The 20,233-nt window shown below is 66.8% G+C and carries 16 protein-coding genes; 7 read left to right on the top strand and 9 right to left on the bottom strand.

Annotation, left to right across the window (positions count from 1 at the left end; all coding sequences use genetic code 11):
- Positions 1-57 precede the first annotated feature (57 nt).
- Together U858_RS0128990 and U858_RS0128985 are read left to right on the top strand one after the other, a co-directional pair.
- Positions 58-1,512 carry an amidohydrolase family protein gene (locus U858_RS0128990; protein WP_025140616.1) on the top strand — a complete coding sequence of 485 codons (1,455 nt, stop codon included), beginning with the start codon at positions 58-60 and terminating at the stop codon, positions 1,510-1,512.
- An 11-nt stretch (positions 1,513-1,523) separates the two neighbouring features.
- A complete protein-coding gene (locus tag U858_RS0128985; RefSeq protein ID WP_025140615.1) occupies positions 1,524-3,299 on the top strand; it encodes an ABC transporter ATP-binding protein in 1,776 nt (591 codons plus the stop codon).
- Between the two features lie 66 nt (positions 3,300-3,365).
- Here U858_RS0128985 and U858_RS0128980 read toward each other — a convergent pair whose 3' ends face one another.
- Complete coding sequence (locus tag U858_RS0128980; protein WP_025140614.1) at positions 3,366-4,028, bottom strand: aspartate/glutamate racemase family protein; 663 nt, start codon at positions 4,026-4,028, stop codon at positions 3,366-3,368.
- A gap of 76 nt (positions 4,029-4,104) precedes the next feature.
- On the opposite strand from U858_RS0128980, the gene U858_RS0128975 reads away from it, so the two are divergent.
- Positions 4,105-5,061: a LysR family transcriptional regulator gene (locus U858_RS0128975; RefSeq protein WP_025140613.1), complete on the top strand. Its 957-nt coding sequence runs from the start codon at positions 4,105-4,107 to the stop codon at positions 5,059-5,061.
- A gap of 36 nt (positions 5,062-5,097) precedes the next feature.
- Here U858_RS0128975 and U858_RS0128970 read toward each other — a convergent pair whose 3' ends face one another.
- Complete coding sequence (locus U858_RS0128970) at positions 5,098-6,030, bottom strand: N-carbamoyl-D-amino-acid hydrolase (protein WP_025140612.1); 933 nt, start codon at positions 6,028-6,030, stop codon at positions 5,098-5,100.
- Between the two features lie 80 nt (positions 6,031-6,110).
- On the bottom strand, positions 6,111-7,577 hold the full coding sequence (gene hydA, locus U858_RS0128965; protein ID WP_025140611.1) for a dihydropyrimidinase: 1,467 nt from the start codon (positions 7,575-7,577) through the stop codon (positions 6,111-6,113).
- Between the two features lie 326 nt (positions 7,578-7,903).
- On the opposite strand from hydA, the gene U858_RS0128960 reads away from it, so the two are divergent.
- Complete coding sequence (locus tag U858_RS0128960; RefSeq protein WP_025140610.1) at positions 7,904-9,601, top strand: hypothetical protein; 1,698 nt, start codon at positions 7,904-7,906, stop codon at positions 9,599-9,601.
- A gap of 18 nt (positions 9,602-9,619) precedes the next feature.
- On the opposite strand, the gene U858_RS0128955 is transcribed toward U858_RS0128960, so the two are convergent.
- A complete protein-coding gene (locus U858_RS0128955) occupies positions 9,620-10,753 on the bottom strand; it encodes a DKNYY domain-containing protein (protein ID WP_025140609.1) in 1,134 nt (377 codons plus the stop codon).
- Between the two features lie 47 nt (positions 10,754-10,800).
- On the bottom strand, positions 10,801-11,280 hold the full coding sequence (locus U858_RS0128950; protein WP_025140608.1) for a hypothetical protein: 480 nt from the start codon (positions 11,278-11,280) through the stop codon (positions 10,801-10,803).
- Between the two features lie 122 nt (positions 11,281-11,402).
- Between U858_RS0128950 and U858_RS0128945 the strand changes: the two genes are divergently transcribed.
- Together U858_RS0128945 and U858_RS0128940 are read left to right on the top strand one after the other, a co-directional pair.
- Positions 11,403-12,437 (top strand): DUF1254 domain-containing protein, encoded by a 1,035-nt coding sequence (locus U858_RS0128945; protein WP_025140607.1) that lies wholly within the window; start codon positions 11,403-11,405, stop codon positions 12,435-12,437.
- Between the two features lie 289 nt (positions 12,438-12,726).
- Positions 12,727-14,094 (top strand): amino acid permease, encoded by a 1,368-nt coding sequence (locus U858_RS0128940; protein ID WP_232786632.1) that lies wholly within the window; start codon positions 12,727-12,729, stop codon positions 14,092-14,094.
- A gap of 157 nt (positions 14,095-14,251) precedes the next feature.
- Here the strand turns inward: U858_RS0128940 and U858_RS0128935 are convergent, their stop codons facing one another.
- Genes U858_RS0128935 through U858_RS35780 form a run of 3 tightly spaced genes read right to left on the bottom strand, consistent with a single transcriptional unit; the run spans position 14,252 to position 15,526 of the window.
- A complete protein-coding gene (locus tag U858_RS0128935) occupies positions 14,252-14,446 on the bottom strand; it encodes a hypothetical protein (protein WP_025140605.1) in 195 nt (64 codons plus the stop codon).
- Between the two features lie 58 nt (positions 14,447-14,504).
- Complete coding sequence (locus U858_RS0128930; protein WP_025140604.1) at positions 14,505-15,164, bottom strand: zeta toxin family protein; 660 nt, start codon at positions 15,162-15,164, stop codon at positions 14,505-14,507.
- On the bottom strand, positions 15,164-15,526 hold the full coding sequence (locus U858_RS35780; protein WP_025140603.1) for a type II toxin-antitoxin system prevent-host-death family antitoxin: 363 nt from the start codon (positions 15,524-15,526) through the stop codon (positions 15,164-15,166). The genes U858_RS0128930 and U858_RS35780 overlap by 1 nt, the downstream gene beginning before the upstream one ends.
- A 368-nt stretch (positions 15,527-15,894) precedes the next feature.
- Between U858_RS35780 and mqo the strand changes: the two genes are divergently transcribed.
- Positions 15,895-17,607, top strand: coding sequence for a malate dehydrogenase (quinone) (mqo, locus tag U858_RS0128920; protein WP_025140602.1), 1,713 nt, complete (start codon positions 15,895-15,897; stop codon positions 17,605-17,607).
- A gap of 101 nt (positions 17,608-17,708) precedes the next feature.
- Here the strand turns inward: mqo and ligD are convergent, their stop codons facing one another.
- Positions 17,709-20,231, bottom strand: a complete 2,523-nt coding sequence (gene ligD, locus U858_RS0128915; RefSeq protein ID WP_025140601.1) for a DNA ligase D — start codon at positions 20,229-20,231, stop codon at positions 17,709-17,711.
- Positions 20,232-20,233: the final 2 nt, after the last annotated feature.

The raw sequence follows: 20,233 nt of genomic DNA, 5'->3' as shown, positions 1-20,233 counted from the left end.
GCGCGGCACGAGCCGCGCCGCCGCTTTTTCATGAATCCGCAGCACAGAGAGCCAGTCGTGAGCGACACCAATCAAGCCAGCATCACCCATTTCAAGCAGCTTTCCACCCTGGTGGCCTGGGACGAGGCGCTGGGTTCGCACGTCTACATCGAAAACGCCGACCTGGTGATGCGCGGCAACACCGTCATCCACGCCGGCACCGGCTACGCCGGCCCGGCCGATCGCGTCGTGCCGGGCGCCGGCCTGATGGCAATGCCGGGCCTGGTGAACGTGCACAGCCACCCCTCGTCCGAACCGGGTAACCGCGGCCTGCTCGAAGAGCTGGGCAGCGACAAGCTGGGCCAGAGCTCGCTGTACGAATACATGCCGGTGTTCCGCATGGGCATCGAAACTGCGCAGTACGCCAACCAGGTGGCCATGGCCGAAATGCTGCTCAGCGGCGTCACCACGTTCGTGGACATGTCGTTGCCGCGCCCCGGCTGGGCCGACGTGGTGGCAGCCGCCGGCATCCGCGGCGTGCTGGGACCCATGTTCCGTTCGGCCGCCTGGCGCACCACCGACGGCCATTCGGTGGAATACACCTGGGACGAAGCCGCCGCGCTCAAGTCCTTCGAAGCGGCGCTGGCGGTGGCCGACAGCGCCATCAACCATCCCAGCGGCCGCCTGGGCGCCATGCTGTGCCCCTCGCAGGTCGATACCTGCTCGCCCGAACTGCTGAAGGAAGCGCAGGCGGCGGCGCGCCGCCTGGACATTCCGATGCAGATCCACGCCGCGCAAAGCGTGGTCGAGTTCGGCGAAATGACGCGCCGCCACGGCCGCACGCCCATCGAATGGCTCGACGACCAGGGCCTGCTCGATGACGACCTGATCATCGGCCACGGCATTTTCCTGAACGACCATCGTGCGCTGTACTGGCCGCACGCGGACGATTTCGGCCTGCTGCAACGCTCGGGCGCGCACGTGGCGCACTGCCCCACCGTGTTCGTGCGGCGCGGCATTGCGCTCAGCTACCTGGGCCGCTACCTGCGCGCCGGCATCAACGTCGGCATCGGCACCGACACCTTCCCGCACAACATGCTGGATGAAATGCGGCTGGCCTGCTATGTGGCCCGTTTGCAGGCGGGCCACTTCCGCGCGGCGTCCACCGAAGAAGTCTTCAACGCCGCCACGGTCAACGGCGCGCGCATGCTGGGCCGCGACGACATCGGCCGCATCGCCGTGGGCGGCAAGGCCGACTTCTCGCTGATCGACCTGTCGCACCCCTACATGCGCCCCGGCCGCGAGCCGCTGCGCAGCCTGATCTATTCGGCGGGCGACCGGGCCATCCGCGACGTCTACGTGGACGGCGCCCAGGTGGTCAAGAACGGCCAGCTGCTGACCATCGACATCGAACGCGCCATGCAGGAAGTCGAACGCGCCCAGGCGCAGACGATTGCCACCGTCGCGCAGCGCGACTATGCCGGCCGCGACATCGACGCCATGTCGCCGCGCGTGTTTCCCAGCCGAGCATGACGGAGAGCCCCATGACGGAGAGCCCCAAGACCGAGACCTTGCTGGCGGTGCAGGACCTGTGCGTGGAATTTGGCGCGCGCGCCCAGCCGTACCGGGCGGTGAAGTCGCTGGACTTCACCATCGGCCGCGGTGAAACGGTGGCCCTGGTGGGCGAGTCCGGCTCGGGCAAGTCGGTGACGGCCCTGTCCATCCTGCGCCTGATCGAGCGCGCCGGCGGCCGCATCGCCCGCGGCAGCGCCCGCTTCGTGCCGCGCGACGGCCGCGAGGTGGACCTGTTCGCCCTGGAAGAAGCGGCGCTACGCCGCATCCGCGGCAACGAGATCTCCATGATCTTCCAGGAGCCCATGACTTCGCTCAACCCGGTCATGACGGTGGGCGATCAATTGGCGGAAGTCTATCTGCTGCATCAGGACATCTCGCGGGCCGAGGCCTGGCAGCGCGCCCAGGCCATGCTGACCGCCGTGAAGATGTCGGAGCCCGAACGCCGCATGACGCAGTACCCGGGCGACCTGTCCGGCGGCATGCGCCAGCGCGTGATGATCGCCATGGCGCTGGCCTGCCGGCCGCAGCTCTTGATTGCCGACGAACCCACCACCGCGCTGGACGTCACGGTGCAGGCCGAGATCATCGACCTGATCCGCGAATTGCAGCGCGAGGTCGGCATGGCCGTGCTGTTCATCACCCACGACATGGGCGTGGTGGCCGAAATCGCGGACCGCGTGGTAGTCATGCGCCATGGCGACAAGGTCGAGGAAAGCGCCACCGCGACGCTGTTCGATGCGCCCACCCAGCCCTACACGCGCGACCTGCTGGCCGCCGTGCCGCGGCTGGGCGACGGGTCCCCCGACGAGGCCGCGGTGCGCGAGCGCCCGCCGGTGCTGCAAGTGGCCGGCCTGGCCAAGCGCTTTCCGGTCAAGGCCGGCGCGTTCGGCAAGGTGGTGGCCAATGTGCATGCGGTCGAAGGCGTGTCGTTCGACCTGCGCGCCGGGGAGACCCTGGCGCTGGTGGGCGAGTCCGGCTCGGGCAAGTCCACCACCGGGCGCCTGTTGATGAAGCTGGTGCAGCCCACCGAAGGCTCGATCCGCCTGGACGGCCAGGACGTCACGCATATGTCGCCTGACCAGATGCGAGCGATGCGGCGCCACATCCAGATGATCTTCCAGGACCCGTACGCGTCACTGAACCCGCGCCTGCATGCCTGGGACCTGGTCAGCGAGCCGCTCAAGGTGCATGGCGGCCATACCCGCGAACAGCGCCGCGAACGCGCCGCTCAATTGCTGGAACGCGTGAGTCTGCCGCGCGAGTTCCTGGACCGCTATGCGCATCAGTTCTCGGGCGGCCAGCGCCAGCGGCTATGCATCGCCCGCGCGCTGAGCGTGAACCCCAAGATCATCGTGGCCGACGAACCGGTGTCGGCGCTGGACGTGTCGGTGCAGGCGCGCGTCATCGAGCTGATGAAGGAACTGCAGGCCGAAATGGGCCTGTCGTACCTGTTCATCTCGCACGACATCGCGGTGGTGGAAAAGGTCAGCCACCGCGTGGCCGTCATGTACATGGGCCAGATCGTCGAGATCGGCCCCACCCAGGAAGTGCTGCACCGGCCGCGCCATCCGTATACCCAGCGCCTGCTGTCGGCAGTGCCGGTGCCCGATCCGACACGGCGCCACCAGCGCAGCGTGCGCGCGGCGCGCGACATTCCCAGCCCGATCCGCAAGGTGGGCGACAACCCGGTCGTGACGCAGTTGGTGCAGGTGGCCGCGGGCCACTACGTGCAGCAGGCGGCATAGGGGCTGCCAGCATAGGGGCTGGCCCGCCATGGCGGTCATCAAGGCCCGTCGCGGCGGGCCGTCGGATCAGGCGCGGCCGGCCACCCGCCCGACCGCCATCGCCACCGCCGCCTGGGTCGGCTCCACCACCGGCAGGCCGCAAGCGTCTTCCAGCCGGGCGCGCAGGTCCGCCATGCCGGCGCAGCCCATGATCAGCACGTCGGCGCCGTGGCCATCGCGCAGCGTCTTGCCCACCGCCGCCATGCGCTGGAACGCCAGGTCGGCGTCGGCCAGCTGGCTCACCTGCATGTCCAGCGCCAGTTCCCCGCAGATGCGATCGGCCACGCCCATGGCGCGGAAATAGCGCAGGTGGCGCGGCACCGCGGCGCTGGCGATGGCGATCACGCCGACCCGGGTGCCGATGCTCATGGCCGTCAGCACCGAGCACTCACCGATGCCCAGCACGGGCACCGGCACCAGGTCGCGCAAGCCGTGCAGGCCCGGGTCGCTGAAGCAGGCCACGATGAAGGCATCGGTGGCGGCGGCTTCCTGCCGCACCAGCCGCGCCATGGGCGCGATGCTGGCGTCGGCTTCGGCCTGCGTCTGGATGCCGGCCGGGCCATCCGTGGACGTCAGGCAGCGGAAATCCAGCGGCAGATGGCCGAATGGCAGGACGGCGCGGCCGATGGCCTCGGTGACCTTGACCAGGGAGTTCGGGTTTACCAGGGTGATGCGAGCATTCGTCGCCATTGAGTAGAATCCTTGCAATTCGAGGCGAACCGGATGAATTCCGAGTAGCGCCCAGGTCAAGAGGAAATCACGCAGCATGTCTCAATTACCCGGAAAGGTCCGGTCTGCGCCGTTGAATTTGCGCCAGATCGAGGTTTTCCACGCCATCATGATCACGGGCTCGCTGAGCGCGGCCGGCCGGCTGTTGCATGTGACGCAACCGGCCATCAGCCGCGTGCTGGCCTCGATCGAACTGCGGCTGGGCTACGCGCTGTTCGAGCGCTTCAAGGGCCGCCTGCACCCCACCAAGGAAGCGCGCAAGCTGTTCCAGGAAGTCGAATCCATTCAGGCGGGCGTCAACCGCCTGAACGACATGGCGGCCGGCCTGGCCGGCCACGGAGGCGGCCTGGTCAGCGTGGTGTCCAGCCCCAGCTTCGGTGAATGGCTGATTCCCGCGGCCACGGCAAAGTTCTGCGCCCGCAATCCCGGCGTGCGCATCCGCTACCGGCCGCTGGGCATGGATGCCCTGCTGCCCCAATTGCTGCTGGGCTATGCCGACATCGCCATTTCGATCTTCAAGCCCGAACACCCCAACCTGATCACCACCGAACTGGCGCACGGCGAAATCGTCTGCGTCCTGCCGGCGGGGCATCGGCTGGCCCGCGAAAGCGTGATTGCCCCGGCGATGCTGGCTGGCGAAATGCTGGTGGGCTACAGCCGCGACACGCCGCTGGGCGAAACCCTGTTCGAGCACCTGGACCCGCTGGGCCACATCCTGACCCCGGCGATCGAAGTGCGCTCGTCGCAGACGGCCTGCTCGTTCGTGCGCCAGGGCGTGGGCATCGCCCTGGTGGATTCCTACGGCCTGACGGACGCCCTGATGCATGGCCTGGTGGTGCGCCGCATCGAACCGGCCATACCGCTGTTCGTGCACGTGTCGCATTCCCGCATCGAACCGCCGCCCTCGATTGCCAAGGCCTTCCTGACGCAGTTTTCGCAGATCGTCAAAAAGGAACTGCCTGCGATGACGCAGGCCATTCTTCAGCGGGCCTAGGGCGTGGGGTGACACGGCACGAAGCCTGGCGCCGGCCTAGCTGATTTCCGCCACGGGCAGCGGGTCGCCGGCGCCCGTGCGCTCGACGATCAGCTTGTAGTGCTGCGGGCTGCGGTGCTTGGCGAAGTTGAAGACGTGGTCGCGGAACGTCTGGCCCATGGCCAGGTCGATGCGCGCGGTGATCACTTCGTCTTCCTCGCCGCTGGAACGCGCCACGATCTCGCCCGACGGCGCCACGATCATCGAGCTGCCGATCATGTGGTGGCCATCTTCAAAGCCGCACTTGGCGGCGGCAGCCACCCACACGGCATTCTGGTAGGCGCTGGCCTGCAGCACGATTTCGTGCGTGGTGGTGCGCAGGTGCGCGGGTTCGTTCCAGTGGATGTTCAGCGACGGCGTGTTGTAGCCCAGCACGATCAGCTCGGCGCTTTGCAGCGACATCACTCGGTACGTTTCCGGCCAGCGGCGGTCATTGCACAGGCACATGCCGATCTTGACGTCGTTGGTGTCCCACACGCCAAAGCCCAGGTCGCCGACTTCGAAGAACTTCTTTTCCAGATGCTGGAACGGCGCATCCGGCTTGTGGTCGGAATGGCCCGGCAGGTGGATCTTGCGGTACTTGCCGATGATCTTGGCCTGGCGGTCCACCAGGATGGCGGTATTGAACTGGCGGCCTTCCGGCGTCAGTTCGGCATAGCCCAGGTAAAAGCCGATACCCAGCTCGCGCGCCGTGTCGAACAGCGGCTGCACGTCGGCGTTGGGCATGGTCTTTTCGAAATAGCGCTCGACCGCCTCGGCGTCTTCCATCCAGTAGCGCGGAAAGAAGGTCGTCAGCGCCAGTTCGGGAAAGACCACGAACTCGGCCTTGCGGGCGGCGGCCTCGCGCATCATGTCGACCAGGCGGCGCACGACGACCGCACGGGTGTCCGCCAGATTGACGGCGCCCATCTGGGCGACCGCAAGGTCCATTTTTCGCGCGGGTTGGGTGTTGCTCACGATATCAGTCTCCGGGGGGCTATCGCTGGGGTTCGAGGGCCGTGCGCCGTCCTTCAGGACGTGATCTCGGCCGGGAAAATCTTGCGCAGCAGGGCGGCGCGCGGGCTGATCTCGCGCGCTTTCTGCAGCGGCGCGGGCAGGCCGCGGGCAATGAAGTTGCCACGGCCGCGAGCGGCCTGCAGCACGCCATCGTCCACGATCACCTCGCCGCGGCTGATGACGGTGGTGGGCCAGCCGGTGACCTGGCGGCCTTCGTAGGGGGTGTAGCCCACGGCGTCATGCAGGTCGTCGGCGCGCAGGGTCACGGTCTTTTCCGGGTCCCAGATCGCGATGTCGGCATCGGCGCCCACCGCCAGCGTGCCCTTCCTGGGGTACAGGCCATACATGCGGGCATGGTTGGTCGAGGTCAGCGCCACGAACTGCTGCAGTGTCAGGCGGCCGCTGCGCACCCCTTCGGAAAACAGCAGCGGCATGCGCACTTCCAGGCCCGGCAGGCCGTTGGCGATCTGCTTGAACGTGGTGGCGTCGCCGGCCGGCAGCTTGCCCGATTCGTCGTAGCGGTACGGCGCGTGATCGGACGACAGCAGGGCCAGCGTGCCGCTGTCCAGGCTTTGCCACAGCGCATGTTGCGACACCGGGTCGCGCGGCGGCGGGCTGCAGCAGAACTTGGCGCCTTCGACGCCGGGAATGTCGATATCCTCGGCGGTCAGCAGCAGATAGTGCGGGCAGGTCTCGCCGTACACCGGCGCGCCCAGCGTCTGCGCGGCATGGATCGCCTGCGCGCCGCCCTGGGTCGACACGTGCACGATCAGCACCGGCACTTCCAGCACCGCGGCCAGGCTGATGGCGCGCTGCGTGGCTTCGCTTTCGGCGATCGGGTCATGGCTGACGGCGTGGTACTTGGGCGCGGTGTGACCGGCCGCCAGCAAGTGGCGCGCGATCCAGCTGATCACGTCGTTGTTCTCGGCATGCACCATCGGCAGCGCGCCTTCGCGTGCGGCAATGGCGAACACGTCCAGCAATTGGCGGTCGTCCAGTTTGAGCTTGTCGTAGGTCATGAAGACCTTGAACGACGTAATGCCTGCGCGAATCAGCTCGGGCAGGTCGCGGTTCAGGGTCTCGGGCGTGGGGTCCGAAATGATCAGGTGGTAGCTGTAGTCGATCACCGACTTCTCGGCGGCCGACGCGGCATAGGCATCGGCAACCTGGCGCAGCGACTGGCCGCGATGCTGCGCGGCGAACGGCACGATGGTGGTGTTGCCGCCATGCGCCGCCGACACGGACGCGGTGTACCAGTCGTCGGCGCACAGCACGCCCATGCTGGACAGCTGTTCCACGTGGCAATGGCTGTCGATGCCGCCCGGCATGACCAGCCGGCCGGTCGCATCGATGGCGCGCCGGCCCGGCGGCAGCGTCGCCGCGATGGCGGCAATGGCGCCATCGACGATACCGATGTCGCCGACAAAGTCGGCCTCGGCCGTGACGATGCGGCCGTTGTGCAGGGTCAGATCGAAGGTCATCAGAAGTTCCAACGCATGGGCAGGCGCACTGCGGCGCGCCTGGCGGAAGACCCCATCATGCATGCGTCGGCGCAAATCCGAAATGGCTTCATAGCCCTTGCGCCACGTTACGCACGACTTTTCCAGCGACGGCTTAACGCATTGATTTCAATGACTATTCCCTATCATCAAGACGCCCCTCCCTGGTATCACGCATAACGCTGGATCATGGAGGCTATGCAAAGTTTTATATCGGGTTTCCCCGTGACGCGCGGGGCCCGCCGGACGCCCTGGCTCGAATCAATACAATAGGCATCCCTGATCGGAACCCGCCAGGACCGCATACCGTGACCCGTCTATCCGCCACGCTTGCCCGTCTGCTCCTGACCGCCAGCCTGGGCCTGGCCCTGCCCGCCCACGCAGTGCCTGCAACGCCCGTGGTCACCGAGGCGCGCCAGGCCCGCATAGCCCAGGTCGCCGACGCCCCCACCCGCCAGGCGCTGACCGACATGCTGTTCATCCTGCACCAGCAATGGCGCAGCGAAGACATGCTGCGCCAGCCGCCGGCGCAGACCTTGCATACAGGGTCGCCCTTTCAGGCGGTCAACGACTACCCCGACACCGGCCGCATGGCCGATGTGTTCGCGGCCGGCGTGGTCGGCGCACTGAACGAGCGCGGCGACATCGGCGTGGTGGAGCCCTTTGCCCTGCCCTACCCGCACACCTACACCTGGCGCAAGGTCCGCTTCCTGGATGGCGGCGACATCCCCCTGGACGCCCCCGCACGCAGCGGCGTGACCATCTCGGTCGGCCAGCAGGGCCAGGCGCTGACGCTGACGCAGCCGGCCGGCACGCTGCGCACGCCCGAATCGCTGGACGGCGAACTCACCATCGCGCTGCCCAAGTCCACGCCGCATGTCGACTTCACGCCCGCCGACCTCGGCAAGCCGCGCACGCTGGGCGGCTTCGCCTTCACGCTGCGGTCCATCGACGGCCACCGCGTCGAGATCGGCGTCACCCAGGCCGACGGCGTCAGCCCGCAGGGCTTCAACAGCAATGCGGTGTTGATCGAGGCGCTGGATGCGGGCGGGCAGCCCTTGTTCAATCACGTGCGCCTGTGGGGCAGCGCCACGCCGCTCGATGCCCGCGTGCAGGCATTCGACCGCCTGAGCGCACAGGCCGCCGCCGGCACGCTCACCGTGCCCGACACCGCCACGCTATTGGACCGCGCGGGTTTCCGCGAAACCGGCGGCCAGTTGCGGGCGCACTACGCCTTCCAGGGCCAGGTGGCCCGAGTGCGCGTCACGCTGATGGTGCCGGGCGGTGCCACCTTGACGCGGCCGCTGGCGACGTCGGTGCTGCCGCTGGGCCATACCCTGCGCAACGTGGACCTGACGCCGTTGGCGCTGGCCGGCTCCGTCTATGACCACGTGGCCCCCGACCGCCCGCAGGAGCTGTCGCGCCCGGACGTTGCCGCCCGCCTCACCACCGCGCGTATCGAACGCGAAGGCCAACCCGTCATCCGCTTCGGCTACCCCGACGTGCTGAGCGACCGCTTCATTGCCCCGGCCACGCGCTTCGGGCTGGACCGCGCGGTGTCCGTCACCTTCCTGGACGCCCGGGGCAAGCCGATCGATGTGCGTGAAGGCCAGGCCTATGATCGCGTGGAAGACGGCATCCGTTTCGACCCGCGGCAATTTCCCGTGGCGCCCGTGCGCGCCAAGGGCCGGCTGTCCGTCACCCGCATGGTCTCTTTCGAACGCCATGCGCTGCCCGTGGACGGTTCCGTGGCAGGCATCACCGTCCGCGACAACCTGGTGCTGCTGGACCCGGCCAGGCTGCCCTACGTGCAGTCTCCCATGGTGCTGACCGCCGCCGATGCCACCGGCCGCGCGCTGCGCCAGATCGGCGCCATGGCCCTGGACAATACCGACGGCCCGCCCCTCATGGCGGTTTTCTTCCAGGGGACAGTCGCGCGGCTGGACGCCACCCTGCCCGGCCCGGTCGAAACGGTGCCCGTGGATTTCGATGTCCCGCTACGCTGACAGCCCTTGTCCGCGTCTTCAGCCGCCCCGGGCCAGGCGGTGCCACCACCAGTCGTGCAGGTCAGGGCGGGCTTCGAAGTAGGCCCGCCAGTCTTCGACGCATTGCGCCGGGGTCAGCGCGACGCCGCGCGCGTAAGGCCGGTGGCGGTCACTGGCGGCGCGTTGGCCTGAGCGGCCCTGCACGCCGGGTTCGCCCGGGCCCGGCACGACGAAGGTCGCGGCATCGGCGCCGTCCAACACCTGCTTGGCCTCCAGATACCAGACGGTCGCGCCGTCCGTGGCATAGCCATGCCCCAGATCGCGAAAGGCCTCGGGCCGCGCGCCCTTCAGGCGGGCGCCGTAGAAGTACACCGCCTCGCGGTCGCGGGCGATGACGCTGACGTCGAACAAGGGTTCGCGCGCAACGTCGCGGTAATTCAGCCGCAGCTCGGGCACGACCTCGAACGCCTCGGCGCTTTTCGTGCGGATCGTCTTGCCCGTGATGTAGTAGGCCCGCGCCGCATCGCGTGCATAGCGCAGGTTCAGCGCCTGGAAGCTGGCGCGGTCGGCGCCGTCCACCACGTACCAGTACGGGGTCGGGCGCGAGCCGAATTCCCCCTGGCCATAGACGTGATTCCTGTCGCGCAGCCAGCGCCCGCCCACCGGCTCGAAGCTGGGCGCATCCACCGCCAGCGCCTGGCCCTGGCGATCGGTCAGCGCACGGCCATTGAAATACACGGTCGTGCCATCGTGGATATAGCCGCACAGCGAGGCCTCCGGGTGCGCCGCGATCCAGGTGACAGGCCAGCCACAGTCGGCGAACGGACCGATATAGGGGTTGCGCCGCACCGCCTCGCGAATGTGCCAGGTGCCACGCAATACCGCCGCGTCTTCCGGCGGCACCTTCCAGCGCGGCGGCAGCACCCGGCGGTAGATCTCGCTGTCGTCCAGGCCATTGAAATACGCGCGCCGGGCGCTGCCATCCCCGGCATACGGAAACCACTTGTAGATGCCGGAGAGGCGGTCCCATTGCGGTTCGGTCAGGCCGATGCGCGCCAGCACCTCTTGCCGCGTTCGCCCGGCCGCCAGGAACAGATTGGCGGCCTCGAACGTGTCGTAGGCAATGATGGGCGCGTCCGGGCTGCCCGGGAAAGCGTCTGCGTGTTCAGTCATGGCAAGGTCGGGTCGGCGCAACCATGGGGGCTGTATGCGACGCGGCGTCAGTCGCCCAGCGACGGCCGCAGCGTCTCGGTAATGGTATCGATATTGGCGGGCGTGACCTGCCACCGATGCGGATCGTCGTATTCGAAATCGGCGTTGGCGCGGCGGGTGTCGCGGTTGAACTGGAACAGCATCTTGATGAAGCCCTTGTCCGCCTGCGGCCGCAGCCACTCGCGGTAGCGCCGCACTTCGCGCTCGATGGGGTCTTCCAGAAAGGCCACGGCGTGGGGCTGGCCCGCGCGGTCGTAGGCGTAGCCATAGCTTTCGTTCACGTCGCCGTCGCCGTCCACGCCGAATACCGCGGTCACTTCCACCCAGTCGATGCCGGCCAGCTCGTCGCTGTGGGCGATCTCGCGCGCAATCGCCTGCATCAACGCCGTGTTCTGCGTGACCGCCTGCGCGGCCCCGCCGCCCGACAGGCCGATGACGGTCAACATGCCGCCCAGCCATCCCGCAAGCCTCCTGCTGCCGTATTTCATGGGGCCTCCCTCAGCAACGTCTCATTGTTCATGGCGATCTGTCTCGCCCGTGCATTTTCCACGGTTTTCGCCCAGACCCCCAGGGTACATTCGCGGCGATTTCCCATTCCAGAGGCTTTCCCATGTCGCATTCCTTCGCGCCCCGCATCATCGCCCTGACACTGGCCGCCATCGCCAGCGCCCACGCCCAGCCCGCGCCCGACGCGGCCACCCTGGTCACGGTCGACAACTTCGCCCGCGCCGAGTCCGACCTGTACCTGGGCAAGATGGTGGCCGACGGCGGCCTGGGCAAATTCGTGCACAGCCGCGCCATGGTCGCCATCGACGCCCAGAACGTCATCCGCATGAATCGCGACACGCTGTATTCGCAGGCCGTCTTCGACCTGGACGCCGGCCCCGTCACGATCACGCTGCCCGAAGCCGGCAAGCGCTTCATGTCGACCCTGGTCGTTGACGAAAACCATTACGTTCCCGCCGTGTTCTACGGCGCCGGCACCCACACGCTTAAAAAAGAGGATATCGGCACCCGCTACGTGTTCGTTGCCATCCGCACCCTGGTCGACCCCGCCGACCCAAAGGACCTGGCGCAAGTGCACGCGCTGCAAGACGCCATCAAGGTCAGCCAGGCCCAGCCCGGCGCCTTCACCGTGCCCAAGTGGGACACAACCAGCCAGAACAAGGTGCGCGACGCCCTGCTGGTGCTGGCCGCCACCATGCCGAACTACGACCGCGCGTTCGGCACCGCCGCCACGGTGGACCCGATCCAGCATCTGCTGGGCACCGCGGCCGGCTGGGGCGGCAACCCCGCCAAGGACGCCACCTACCTGAACGGCAAGATCGCGCAGAACGATGGCAAGGTCGTGTACCGGCTCAAGGTCGACAAGGTGCCGGTCAAGAGCTTCTGGTCGGTCAGCGTCTACAACGCCGAAGGCTATTTTCAGAAGAATCCGTACGACGCCTATTCGTTGAACAACCTCACCGCCAAGCAAGGCAGCGACGGCTCGATCCTCATCCAGTTCGGCGGCTGCGACGGCAAGATCGCGAACTGCCTGCCCATCATGCCGGGCTGGAACTACACGGTCAGGCTATATCAGCCCGGTGACGAGATCCTGAATGGTTCGTGGCGCTTTCCCGACCCGCAGCCCGTCGCGCCCTGAGTCCGCAGCAAGTCTGCCTGGGCCGGCCCACGCGTGAGACACACGCCCCCACGCCGGCCCGGCAACAAAATTCTTGCACTTGCAACAGAGCGTGGCTCGGGTGCCTGTGCGCCCGCGCGCTGACGTATCCTCTTTCGCACAACCAATAGCGATAAACCGGCTGGGGACAGGCCTCTTTTCCATTCCGATGGCGGACACGCCATGGCCCCTGCCATTCGGAGAGGAGAAGACGTTGGCCAATACCCCCAACACGGAACTCAAAGGCGGCCTGAAATCGCGCCATCTCACGATGATGTCCATCGCGGGTGTCATCGGCGCGGCGCTGTTCGTGGGCTCGGGCAAGCAGATCGCGCTGGCCGGCCCGGCCGTCATCCTGGCCTACATCGGCGGCGGCCTGCTGGTCATCCTGGCCATGCGCATGCTGGGCGAAATGGCCGTCGCCCAGCCCGACACCGGTTCGTTTTCCACCTACGCCGACCGCGCCATCGGGCGCTGGGCCGGCTTCACCATCGGCTGGCTCTACTGGTATTTCTGGGCGCTGCTGATGGGCTGGGAAGCCTACGTCGCCGGCCAGATCCTGCACGGCTGGTTCCCCATGGTGCCGGCCTGGGGCTACGGCCTGCTGGTCACCGTGTCGCTCATCGTCGTCAACTTCCTGAACGTGCGCAACTACGGTGAATTCGAATTCTGGTTCGCCCTCATCAAGGTCGTGGCCATCGTCATCTTCCTCATCATGGGCAGCCTGGCGCTGGTGCACGTGTGGCCGTGGGGCAATGCCAACGGCTGGTCGCACCTGACCAGCCAGGGCTTCATGCCCAACGGGCCCAAGGCCGTGGTGGTGGCGCTGCTGGGCGTGATGTTCGCCTTCATCGGCGCCGAGATCGTCACCGTCGCCGCCGCCGAATCCGCCAACCCGGGCCGCGAAATCATCAAGACCACGCGCTCGGTGGTCTGGCGCATCTGCCTGTTCTACGTGGGGTCGATCTTCATCGTCGTGTGCCTGGTGCCCTATAACGCGCCCGCCCTGACCGACCCCACGCACGGCACCTACAACGTGGCGCTGGACGCGCTGGGCATCCCGCACGCACAGCTGATCGTGAACTTCATCGTGCTGACCTCGGTGTGCAGCTGCTTCAACTCGGCGCTGTACACGGCCTCGCGCATGCTCTATTCGCTGTCCAAACGCGGCGACGCCCACCGCATCATGCAGATCACCGGCCGCGACACCGGCACGCCCTATGTCGGCGTGCTGATTTCCAGCGTCTTCGCCTTCGTCGCCGTATGGATGATGGCCACGTCCAAGATGGACGTGTACGACGTGCTGATGCAGGCCACCGGCACCATCGCCCTGTTCGTCTACCTGGCCATCGCCTGCTCGCAGCTGCGCATGCGCCAGCGCCTGCAGGCACAGGGCGTGGAACTGAAATTCAAGATGTGGCTGTTTCCGTGGCTGACCTACCTGGTCATCGTCTGCATCATCGCGGCGCTGGTGACGATGGTGCTGGAAGGCACGTACCGCAACGAGGTGCTGTACACGGCGATACTCGCGGCGGTGATCGTGACGATGGGCATTGTTGCGCAGTGGCGGGGTATTGGCACGCGCCGCGAGGACACACCGGACGCACCCGCTCCGCGCCTGTCAGAGAGCCGCGCGTAACGCCTGCCGTTGCAGGCGTGCGATCAGATCAACGGGTATCGGCCGATCCGCCGGAGCCGGCCAAGGTCGTCAGGGCAATCAGTGCTGCCACAGCGTGTCGAGTTTTCATGAGAGGCCTCCAGAGGGCGGCTGCGGGTTCAGGTGTCAAGACCGCCATTCACAGCCGGTCGATGCCTGGCGTCTGTTGCGGATCGACATCCGGCATCGGATTGGGCAGGCTGTCGGGCGGCGAACGGCCCTTGTCGTCAGTCTGGCCCTTGCCCGGCACGGGCTCGGGCGTCTCGGCGGGTGACTGGTCCGGCGCGTCACCGCCTGGGGCGGCGGGTTTTCGATGATTCGGTGCAGTGCCCATGATGGTCCGATTCCTTCAAGAGATTCGGCAAGCCGCCCATGCGGCTCGCCCTGCTCCGTCAGCAATCGCCGTGCCGCGCTCGCCCGGTACTGTCCGCCGACAATGCGGCTTCGACAAGCGGCTTTGCCCATTCCGGCGTCGCCGCCATATCCTGCATCGCCGAGGGAAAAATGACGTTGCCTGCGTCGATTTGCAGCACCCGCCGAGGCTCGGGAACGGACTGCCCCGCCAGGACATCGGCGCTGTTGTCATACACCCGCAGGTACGCCAGACGGGGCATCAGATCCAGCAGATTGCGATACGACGTCAGGCAGCGTTCGCGAATCCGTTCCTCGGGAATGGGATGCCCGCCCTGCGTCACCCGGAACGCCACGCGCGCAATGTGCTGTTCGGCATCGCGCAGTCCGCAGAACCACATGAGGATGTCGTGAGAGCCCGCGGCCGCGATCAGCTTCTCGACGATGGTCCGGCCGCCCAGCGTGGTCTCGAAAGCGAAGCTGAAGCCGCCTTCGATTGCGTCGTCCAGGCGGCGTACGCCCTCTTGCCAGGCCTGCCCGTTGGCTTCTTGCAGCGCACCGCCACGCAATTGCATCAGTTCCCGGGCGTAGCTGTCCGGGTTGAACCAGGTCATTCCGGCTTGCGTCAGCACATGGCCGCCCACGGAGCTCTTGCCGGCGCCATTCACGCCGGCCAGCACATACAGGACCGGGCGGCTCATCAGTACGTCGACCCGGCCTTGACACCGCCGTCGAGCTTGCCCGGGTTACGCATGATGTCGCGCAGCCGGTCTGCCGCCGAGGCTTCTTTCAGGGCCGCCAGGCGTTGATCGAAACGCTGGCGCAGTTCTGCCATGGGGTCTGGTGTCGCCTCGCGGGCCGCTTGCAGGGCGTCGACCATGCCGGTGTATTCGGCGATGCTGAGGATGACCGCTTCAGGTTCATTGTGGTTGGTGACCAACAACCGGCCTTCGCCCGCTGCGAGGGTGCGAACGATGCCGCGCCATCCGTCTTTCTTGACCGCCGAGGCCGGTGCGACGGGCAGGCGGGCCAGGGATTGGGCAAAACGCGCAGAGGCAGCCATGATTGATCTCCAACAGGGTAAATAGGACATTTTGTCCAATTTGGGAATTTTACCTATTTTCAACGGATCAAGCTTGTATACAATCTCGCCCCTTGGAAACCACCACGCTTCATCGGGGTATTCCCCTAGACGGAACGAGAATCGTCTAGTCTCTGGCCAGCCTGCCCTCATTCCAAGCTGCAGCGACACCCCACGCCGGCCCGGTCGGCGTTTGATCCACTTTTGCCCGATTGCCTGATCCCGGCGCATGTCCACAGACGCCCGGGCGGCCTTTCGCGTGCTTGACCGCCACGGAGGTGCCCACCCCTGTCTACCTGTAAGTCCCCATAAGAAAAAAATAATCCTTTGAACCAAAAGGTCTCTAACCCATGAGAAAGTTCCTCAAAATCGTGGGCAGCCTGGCTGCATTGCTGGTCATTGCGGCGGCGCTGTTTCTTTATTGGCCGCTGCACCAGCGGTCAGTCCCGGCAGCCGAGAACGACAAGCCGGTCGACGCCGTGCTCGTCGGCGGCGGCATCATGAGCGTGACGCTGGCCACCTATCTGCAGGAATTGCAGCCGGACTGGCACGTCGAGCTCTTCGAACGCCTGGACGGCGTGGCACTGGAAAGCTCCAATGGCTGGAACAATGCGGGTACCGGCCACTCGGGCTTTGCCGAACTGAACTACACCCCCGAAATGCCCGATGGCTCGGTCGACATCAAGCGCGCCATCAACATCGCCGAACAGTTCGAGATCTCGCGCCAGTTCTGGGCGCATCAGGTCAAGGCCGGCCGCCTGGGCCAGCCCTCGGACTTCATCAATCCCACGGGCCACATGAGCTTCGTGTGGGGCGATGACCGCATCGAATACCTGCGCAAGCGCCGCGACGCGCTGGTCAAGAGCCCGCTGTTCTACGGCATGCAATATTCCACCGACGCCGCCCAGATCAAGCAATGGGCGCCGCTGTTGATGGAAGGCCGCGACCCCAATCAGAAGGTTGCCGCCACCTACATGCCGCTGGGCACCGACGTGAACTTCGGCGTCATCACCAACCAGCTCACCCAGGGCCTGCAGCGCAACCCCAACTTCAAGCTGCAGCTGCAGCATGAAGTCACCGCCCTGCGCCAGAACGACGACAAGACCTGGAACGTCACGGTCAAGGACCTGAAGACCAACCAGGAACGCACCACCAAGGCGCGCTTTGTCTTCATCGGCGCCGGCGGCGCTTCGTTGAAGGTGCTGCAGATGTCGGGCATTCCCGAATCGAAGAACTACGCCGGCTTCCCGGTGGGCGGCCAGTTCCTGGCGTTTGACGCGTCGTCCATCGCCGGACGCCACGACGTCAAGGCCTACGGCATGGCCGACACGGATTCCCCACCGATGTCGGTGCCCCACCTGGACGCGCGCAAGCTCGACGGCAAGCCGGTGGTGCTGTTCGGCCCGTTCGCGCTGGCCACGACCAAGTTCCTGAAGGAAGGCTCGGCGTTCGACCTGTTCTCGTCGGTGAACCACAACAACGTCACCAGCATGGTCGACGTCGGGCTGGAAAACCTGGACCTGGTGAAGTACCTGGTCAACCAGGCCCGCCTGACGGACGAAGACCGCCACGCCCAGTTGCTGAAGTATTTCCCGCAGGCCAAGCGTGAAGACTGGCGCCTGGTGACGGCCGGCGAACGCGTGCAGGTCATCAAGCGCGATCCGGAAAAGGGCCCGATCCTGCAGTTCGGCACCGAAGTCGTGACCGACAAGGACAACACCATCGCCGCGCTGCTGGGTGCTTCGCCCGGCGCATCGACCTCGCCCCCCATCATGCTGAACCTGTTGGCCAAAGCCTTCCCGCAGCAGATGGAAGCCGGCTGGAAGACGCGCCTGAAGGAAATCATCCCGTCGTATGGCCAGAAGCTGAATGACAGCCCCGCGCTGACCAACCAGATTCGCGCCATGACCAGCCAGACGCTGCACCTGCCGTACGTGGAAGTGCCGGTGACGGACAGCGCCGCAGCCAATACGGCCGTGCCGGCGGTGAACCCGCCCGCGGCGCCCAAGCCGGCCGCAGCGCAACCGGCTCGCAACGCCAACACCGAGATGCAGGCCCTGTAAGCCAACAGGTACTGTTTCCCTGGAAAGCCTCGGGGGGAAGCCGGCATGCGCCGGCTTCCCCCCGATTTTTTTGGCGGCGGCGGCGGCGGCGGCGGCGGCGGTCAGGTGCCGTCCGGCTTGAACCCCATGGCCTTCATGGCCGCCCCCAGCGCCTGCGGCCGGTAGTCGTCCCAGGGCGTATCGCCGACGTCCAGCCGAGTGTGGATGTTGGCGACCGTCCATGTGTCGCTGGCGGGCACGTCGCCCAGCTCGTCCCAGGCCAGCGGCACCGATACGCCCATGCCCGGCCGCGCGCGGGCCGACCAGGCCGCCACCGTGGTCGCGCCAAAGCCATTGCGCAGGTAGTCGGCAAAGATCTTGCCGACGCGATTCTTCGGGCCGCTCTTGGCCACGAACAGCTGGGGCAGCGTCTTGGCCAGGTGCTGCACGATGGCCTGCGAAAACGCCTTGACCGTGTCCCAGTCGTACTGCCGGCGTAGCGGCACGACGATGTGCAGGCCCTTGCCGCCGCTGGTCTTGAGCCAGCTTTGCAGGCCGATCTCGTCCAGCATCACGTGCAGCAGGTGGGTGGCGCGCTGCACCGATTTCCAGGACACGCCTTCGCCGGGGTCCAGGTCGAACAGCATGCGGTCCGGCTTGTCGATGGCCGTCTTGACCGCGTTCCAGGTATGGAATTCGACCACGTTCATCTGTACGGCCGACAGCACGGCCTGCGCGGTGGGCACTTCCACCAGTGGCGCATGGCCGGGGTCCAGCGATTTAGGCAGCGCGCGCACGCCGGGCATCGGCGCTTCCAGGTGCTTCTGAAAGAACCGCTCGCCGTCGATGCCGTCCGGGGCGCGCAGGAACGACACCGGGCGGGCCTTCAGGTGGCGCAGCAACAGCGGCGCGACCAGCGCGTAGTAGCGCGCCAGGTCCAGCTTGGTCAGGCCGGTGGATGCGTCGACGACGCGTTCGGGATGGGTCAGCTTGCCGGCGGTGGCCTTGCCGGATCGCTTGGCGAGCGCCGTTTTCGCGGCCTTTGCCCGGGCAGGCTTGCCGGCACTACGATCGGTTTTCACAGCGGTTGCGCTCACGGGCGTCTCCTGGGTGATGGCGCGCGCCGGCTTGTCCTTGCGCAGGCCCTGGAAGACCGGATGCCGCACGTGGCCCGCGCCGGTCCATTCGCTGAACGACACTTCGGCCACGAGCTGGGGCTTGACCCAGTGCGTATCGCGGCTGCTGCCCGGGACGTGGGCGGCAGGCTTGGCGGTTTCCAGCCGGGCCAGGCGTTGTTGCAGCGCGGCCAGGCCCGAGTCGTCGAAACCCGTGCCGACCTTGCCGGCGTAGACCAAGGCCCCATCGTCGCCGTGATAGGCCAGCAGCAAGGCGCCCAGCCCGACGCGCGCCCCCTTGGGGTCGGTGTAGCCGATGACGACGAATTCCTGGCGGCGGCCGCACTTGAGCTTGATCCAGCTGTCGCTGCGCCGCGAGGCATAGGGTGATGAGAGGCGCTTGGCGATGATGCCTTCCAGGCCCATCTTGCAGGCCGACGCCACCAGGTCCGCCGGTGCGGCGTCGAACGCCTCACTGAAGCGCAGGGCATCGTCATCAGCCACGTCCATCACTTGCGCCAGCAAGCCGCGGCGCACGCGCAGCGGCTCCTGGCGCAGGTCGCGGCCTGCCACGTACGGCAGGTCGAACGCGTAGAACACGATGCCGCCGGTGCGTTGGCCGTCGAAGGCATTTTGCAGCGCCTGGAAGCTGGGCGCGCCGTTATCGCCCAGCATCACGATTTCGCCGTCGATCCAGGCATTCTGCACGGGCAGCCGGCTGAAGGCCTGCACCAGGTGCGGCAGCTTAGGGCCCCAGTCGTGGCCATTGCGGGTGTACAGCTTGACGTCGCCCTTGTCCACGCGGGCCAGCAGCCGGTAGCCGTCGAACTTCATTTCGTACAGCCAGTCGGGCGCGGCATCGGGCACGCCTTCGACCAGGGTGGCCAATTGCGGCTTGAGCGTCTTGGGGCAGTCGGCCGCCTCGCCAGGCAGGCGGGGCGCGGTGGCTGATGCGCGCTTCGATGCAGGCGCCTTGCGCAGCGGCACCACGCTGTCGGGCTGTTCGTCCACGACACTGAACGCGTCGGCATCGCGCGCATAGTCATCCCGGTCTTTCACCAGCAGCCATGGCGGCTGCTTGTCCGAGTCCTTGCCCTTCATGCGGATCAAGGCCCAGCGCCCCCGCAGCTTCACGCCGTGCAGGTCGAACTTGAGATGCCCGCGCCGATAGCCATCTGCCGGGTCACCCACCGGCGCCCAGGTGCCCTCGTCCCAGATGATGACCTTGCCCGCGCCATACTGGCCCTTGGGAATCTGGCCTTCGAACTGGTTGTAGGCGATGGGGTGATCTTCGACCTGCACCGCCATGCGCTTGACGGCAGGGTCAAAGCTGGGGCCCTTGGGCACGGCCCAGCTTTTCATGGCGCCATCCAGTTCCAGCCGGAAATCGTAGTGCAGGTGGCTGGCCCAGTGCTTCTGGATGACGAAGGCGCGCGCCGCCTCATTCGCTTCGCCGCCGTCCGCGGGTTCCGCGGTGACGTCGAAATTGCGCTTGGCGCGGTACTTGGCAAGGGTGTCGGTGCCCGCCATCG

Source organism: Achromobacter sp. DH1f (genome assembly GCF_000633435.1).
GTDB lineage: Bacteria > Pseudomonadota > Gammaproteobacteria > Burkholderiales > Burkholderiaceae_B > Achromobacter > Achromobacter deleyi.
Note: the sequence above shows the minus strand (reverse complement) of the source record. Positions and strands in the feature narration are given on the sequence as shown.

Coding starts and splice junctions, on each gene's coding strand:
- U858_RS0128955 (WP_025140609.1), bottom strand. CDS start 10,753: ATGACTGAACACGCAGACGCTTTCCCGGGCAGCCCGGACGCGCCCATC.
- U858_RS0128935 (WP_025140605.1), bottom strand. CDS start 14,446: ATGGGCACTGCACCGAATCATCGAAAACCCGCCGCCCCAGGCGGTGAC.
- U858_RS0128950 (WP_025140608.1), bottom strand. CDS start 11,280: ATGAAATACGGCAGCAGGAGGCTTGCGGGATGGCTGGGCGGCATGTTG.
- hydA (WP_025140611.1), bottom strand. CDS start 7,577: ATGACCTTCGATCTGACCCTGCACAACGGCCGCATCGTCACGGCCGAG.
- U858_RS0128980 (WP_025140614.1), bottom strand. CDS start 4,028: ATGGCGACGAATGCTCGCATCACCCTGGTAAACCCGAACTCCCTGGTC.
- U858_RS35780 (WP_025140603.1), bottom strand. CDS start 15,526: ATGGCTGCCTCTGCGCGTTTTGCCCAATCCCTGGCCCGCCTGCCCGTC.
- U858_RS0128945 (WP_025140607.1), top strand. CDS start 11,403: ATGTCGCATTCCTTCGCGCCCCGCATCATCGCCCTGACACTGGCCGCC.
- U858_RS0128940 (WP_232786632.1), top strand. CDS start 12,727: ATGATGTCCATCGCGGGTGTCATCGGCGCGGCGCTGTTCGTGGGCTCG.
- mqo (WP_025140602.1), top strand. CDS start 15,895: ATGAGAAAGTTCCTCAAAATCGTGGGCAGCCTGGCTGCATTGCTGGTC.
- U858_RS0128930 (WP_025140604.1), bottom strand. CDS start 15,164: ATGAGCCGCCCGGTCCTGTATGTGCTGGCCGGCGTGAATGGCGCCGGC.
- U858_RS0128985 (WP_025140615.1), top strand. CDS start 1,524: ATGACGGAGAGCCCCAAGACCGAGACCTTGCTGGCGGTGCAGGACCTG.
- ligD (WP_025140601.1), bottom strand. CDS start 20,231: ATGGCGGGCACCGACACCCTTGCCAAGTACCGCGCCAAGCGCAATTTC.
- U858_RS0128970 (WP_025140612.1), bottom strand. CDS start 6,030: ATGGACCTTGCGGTCGCCCAGATGGGCGCCGTCAATCTGGCGGACACC.
- U858_RS0128975 (WP_025140613.1), top strand. CDS start 4,105: ATGTCTCAATTACCCGGAAAGGTCCGGTCTGCGCCGTTGAATTTGCGC.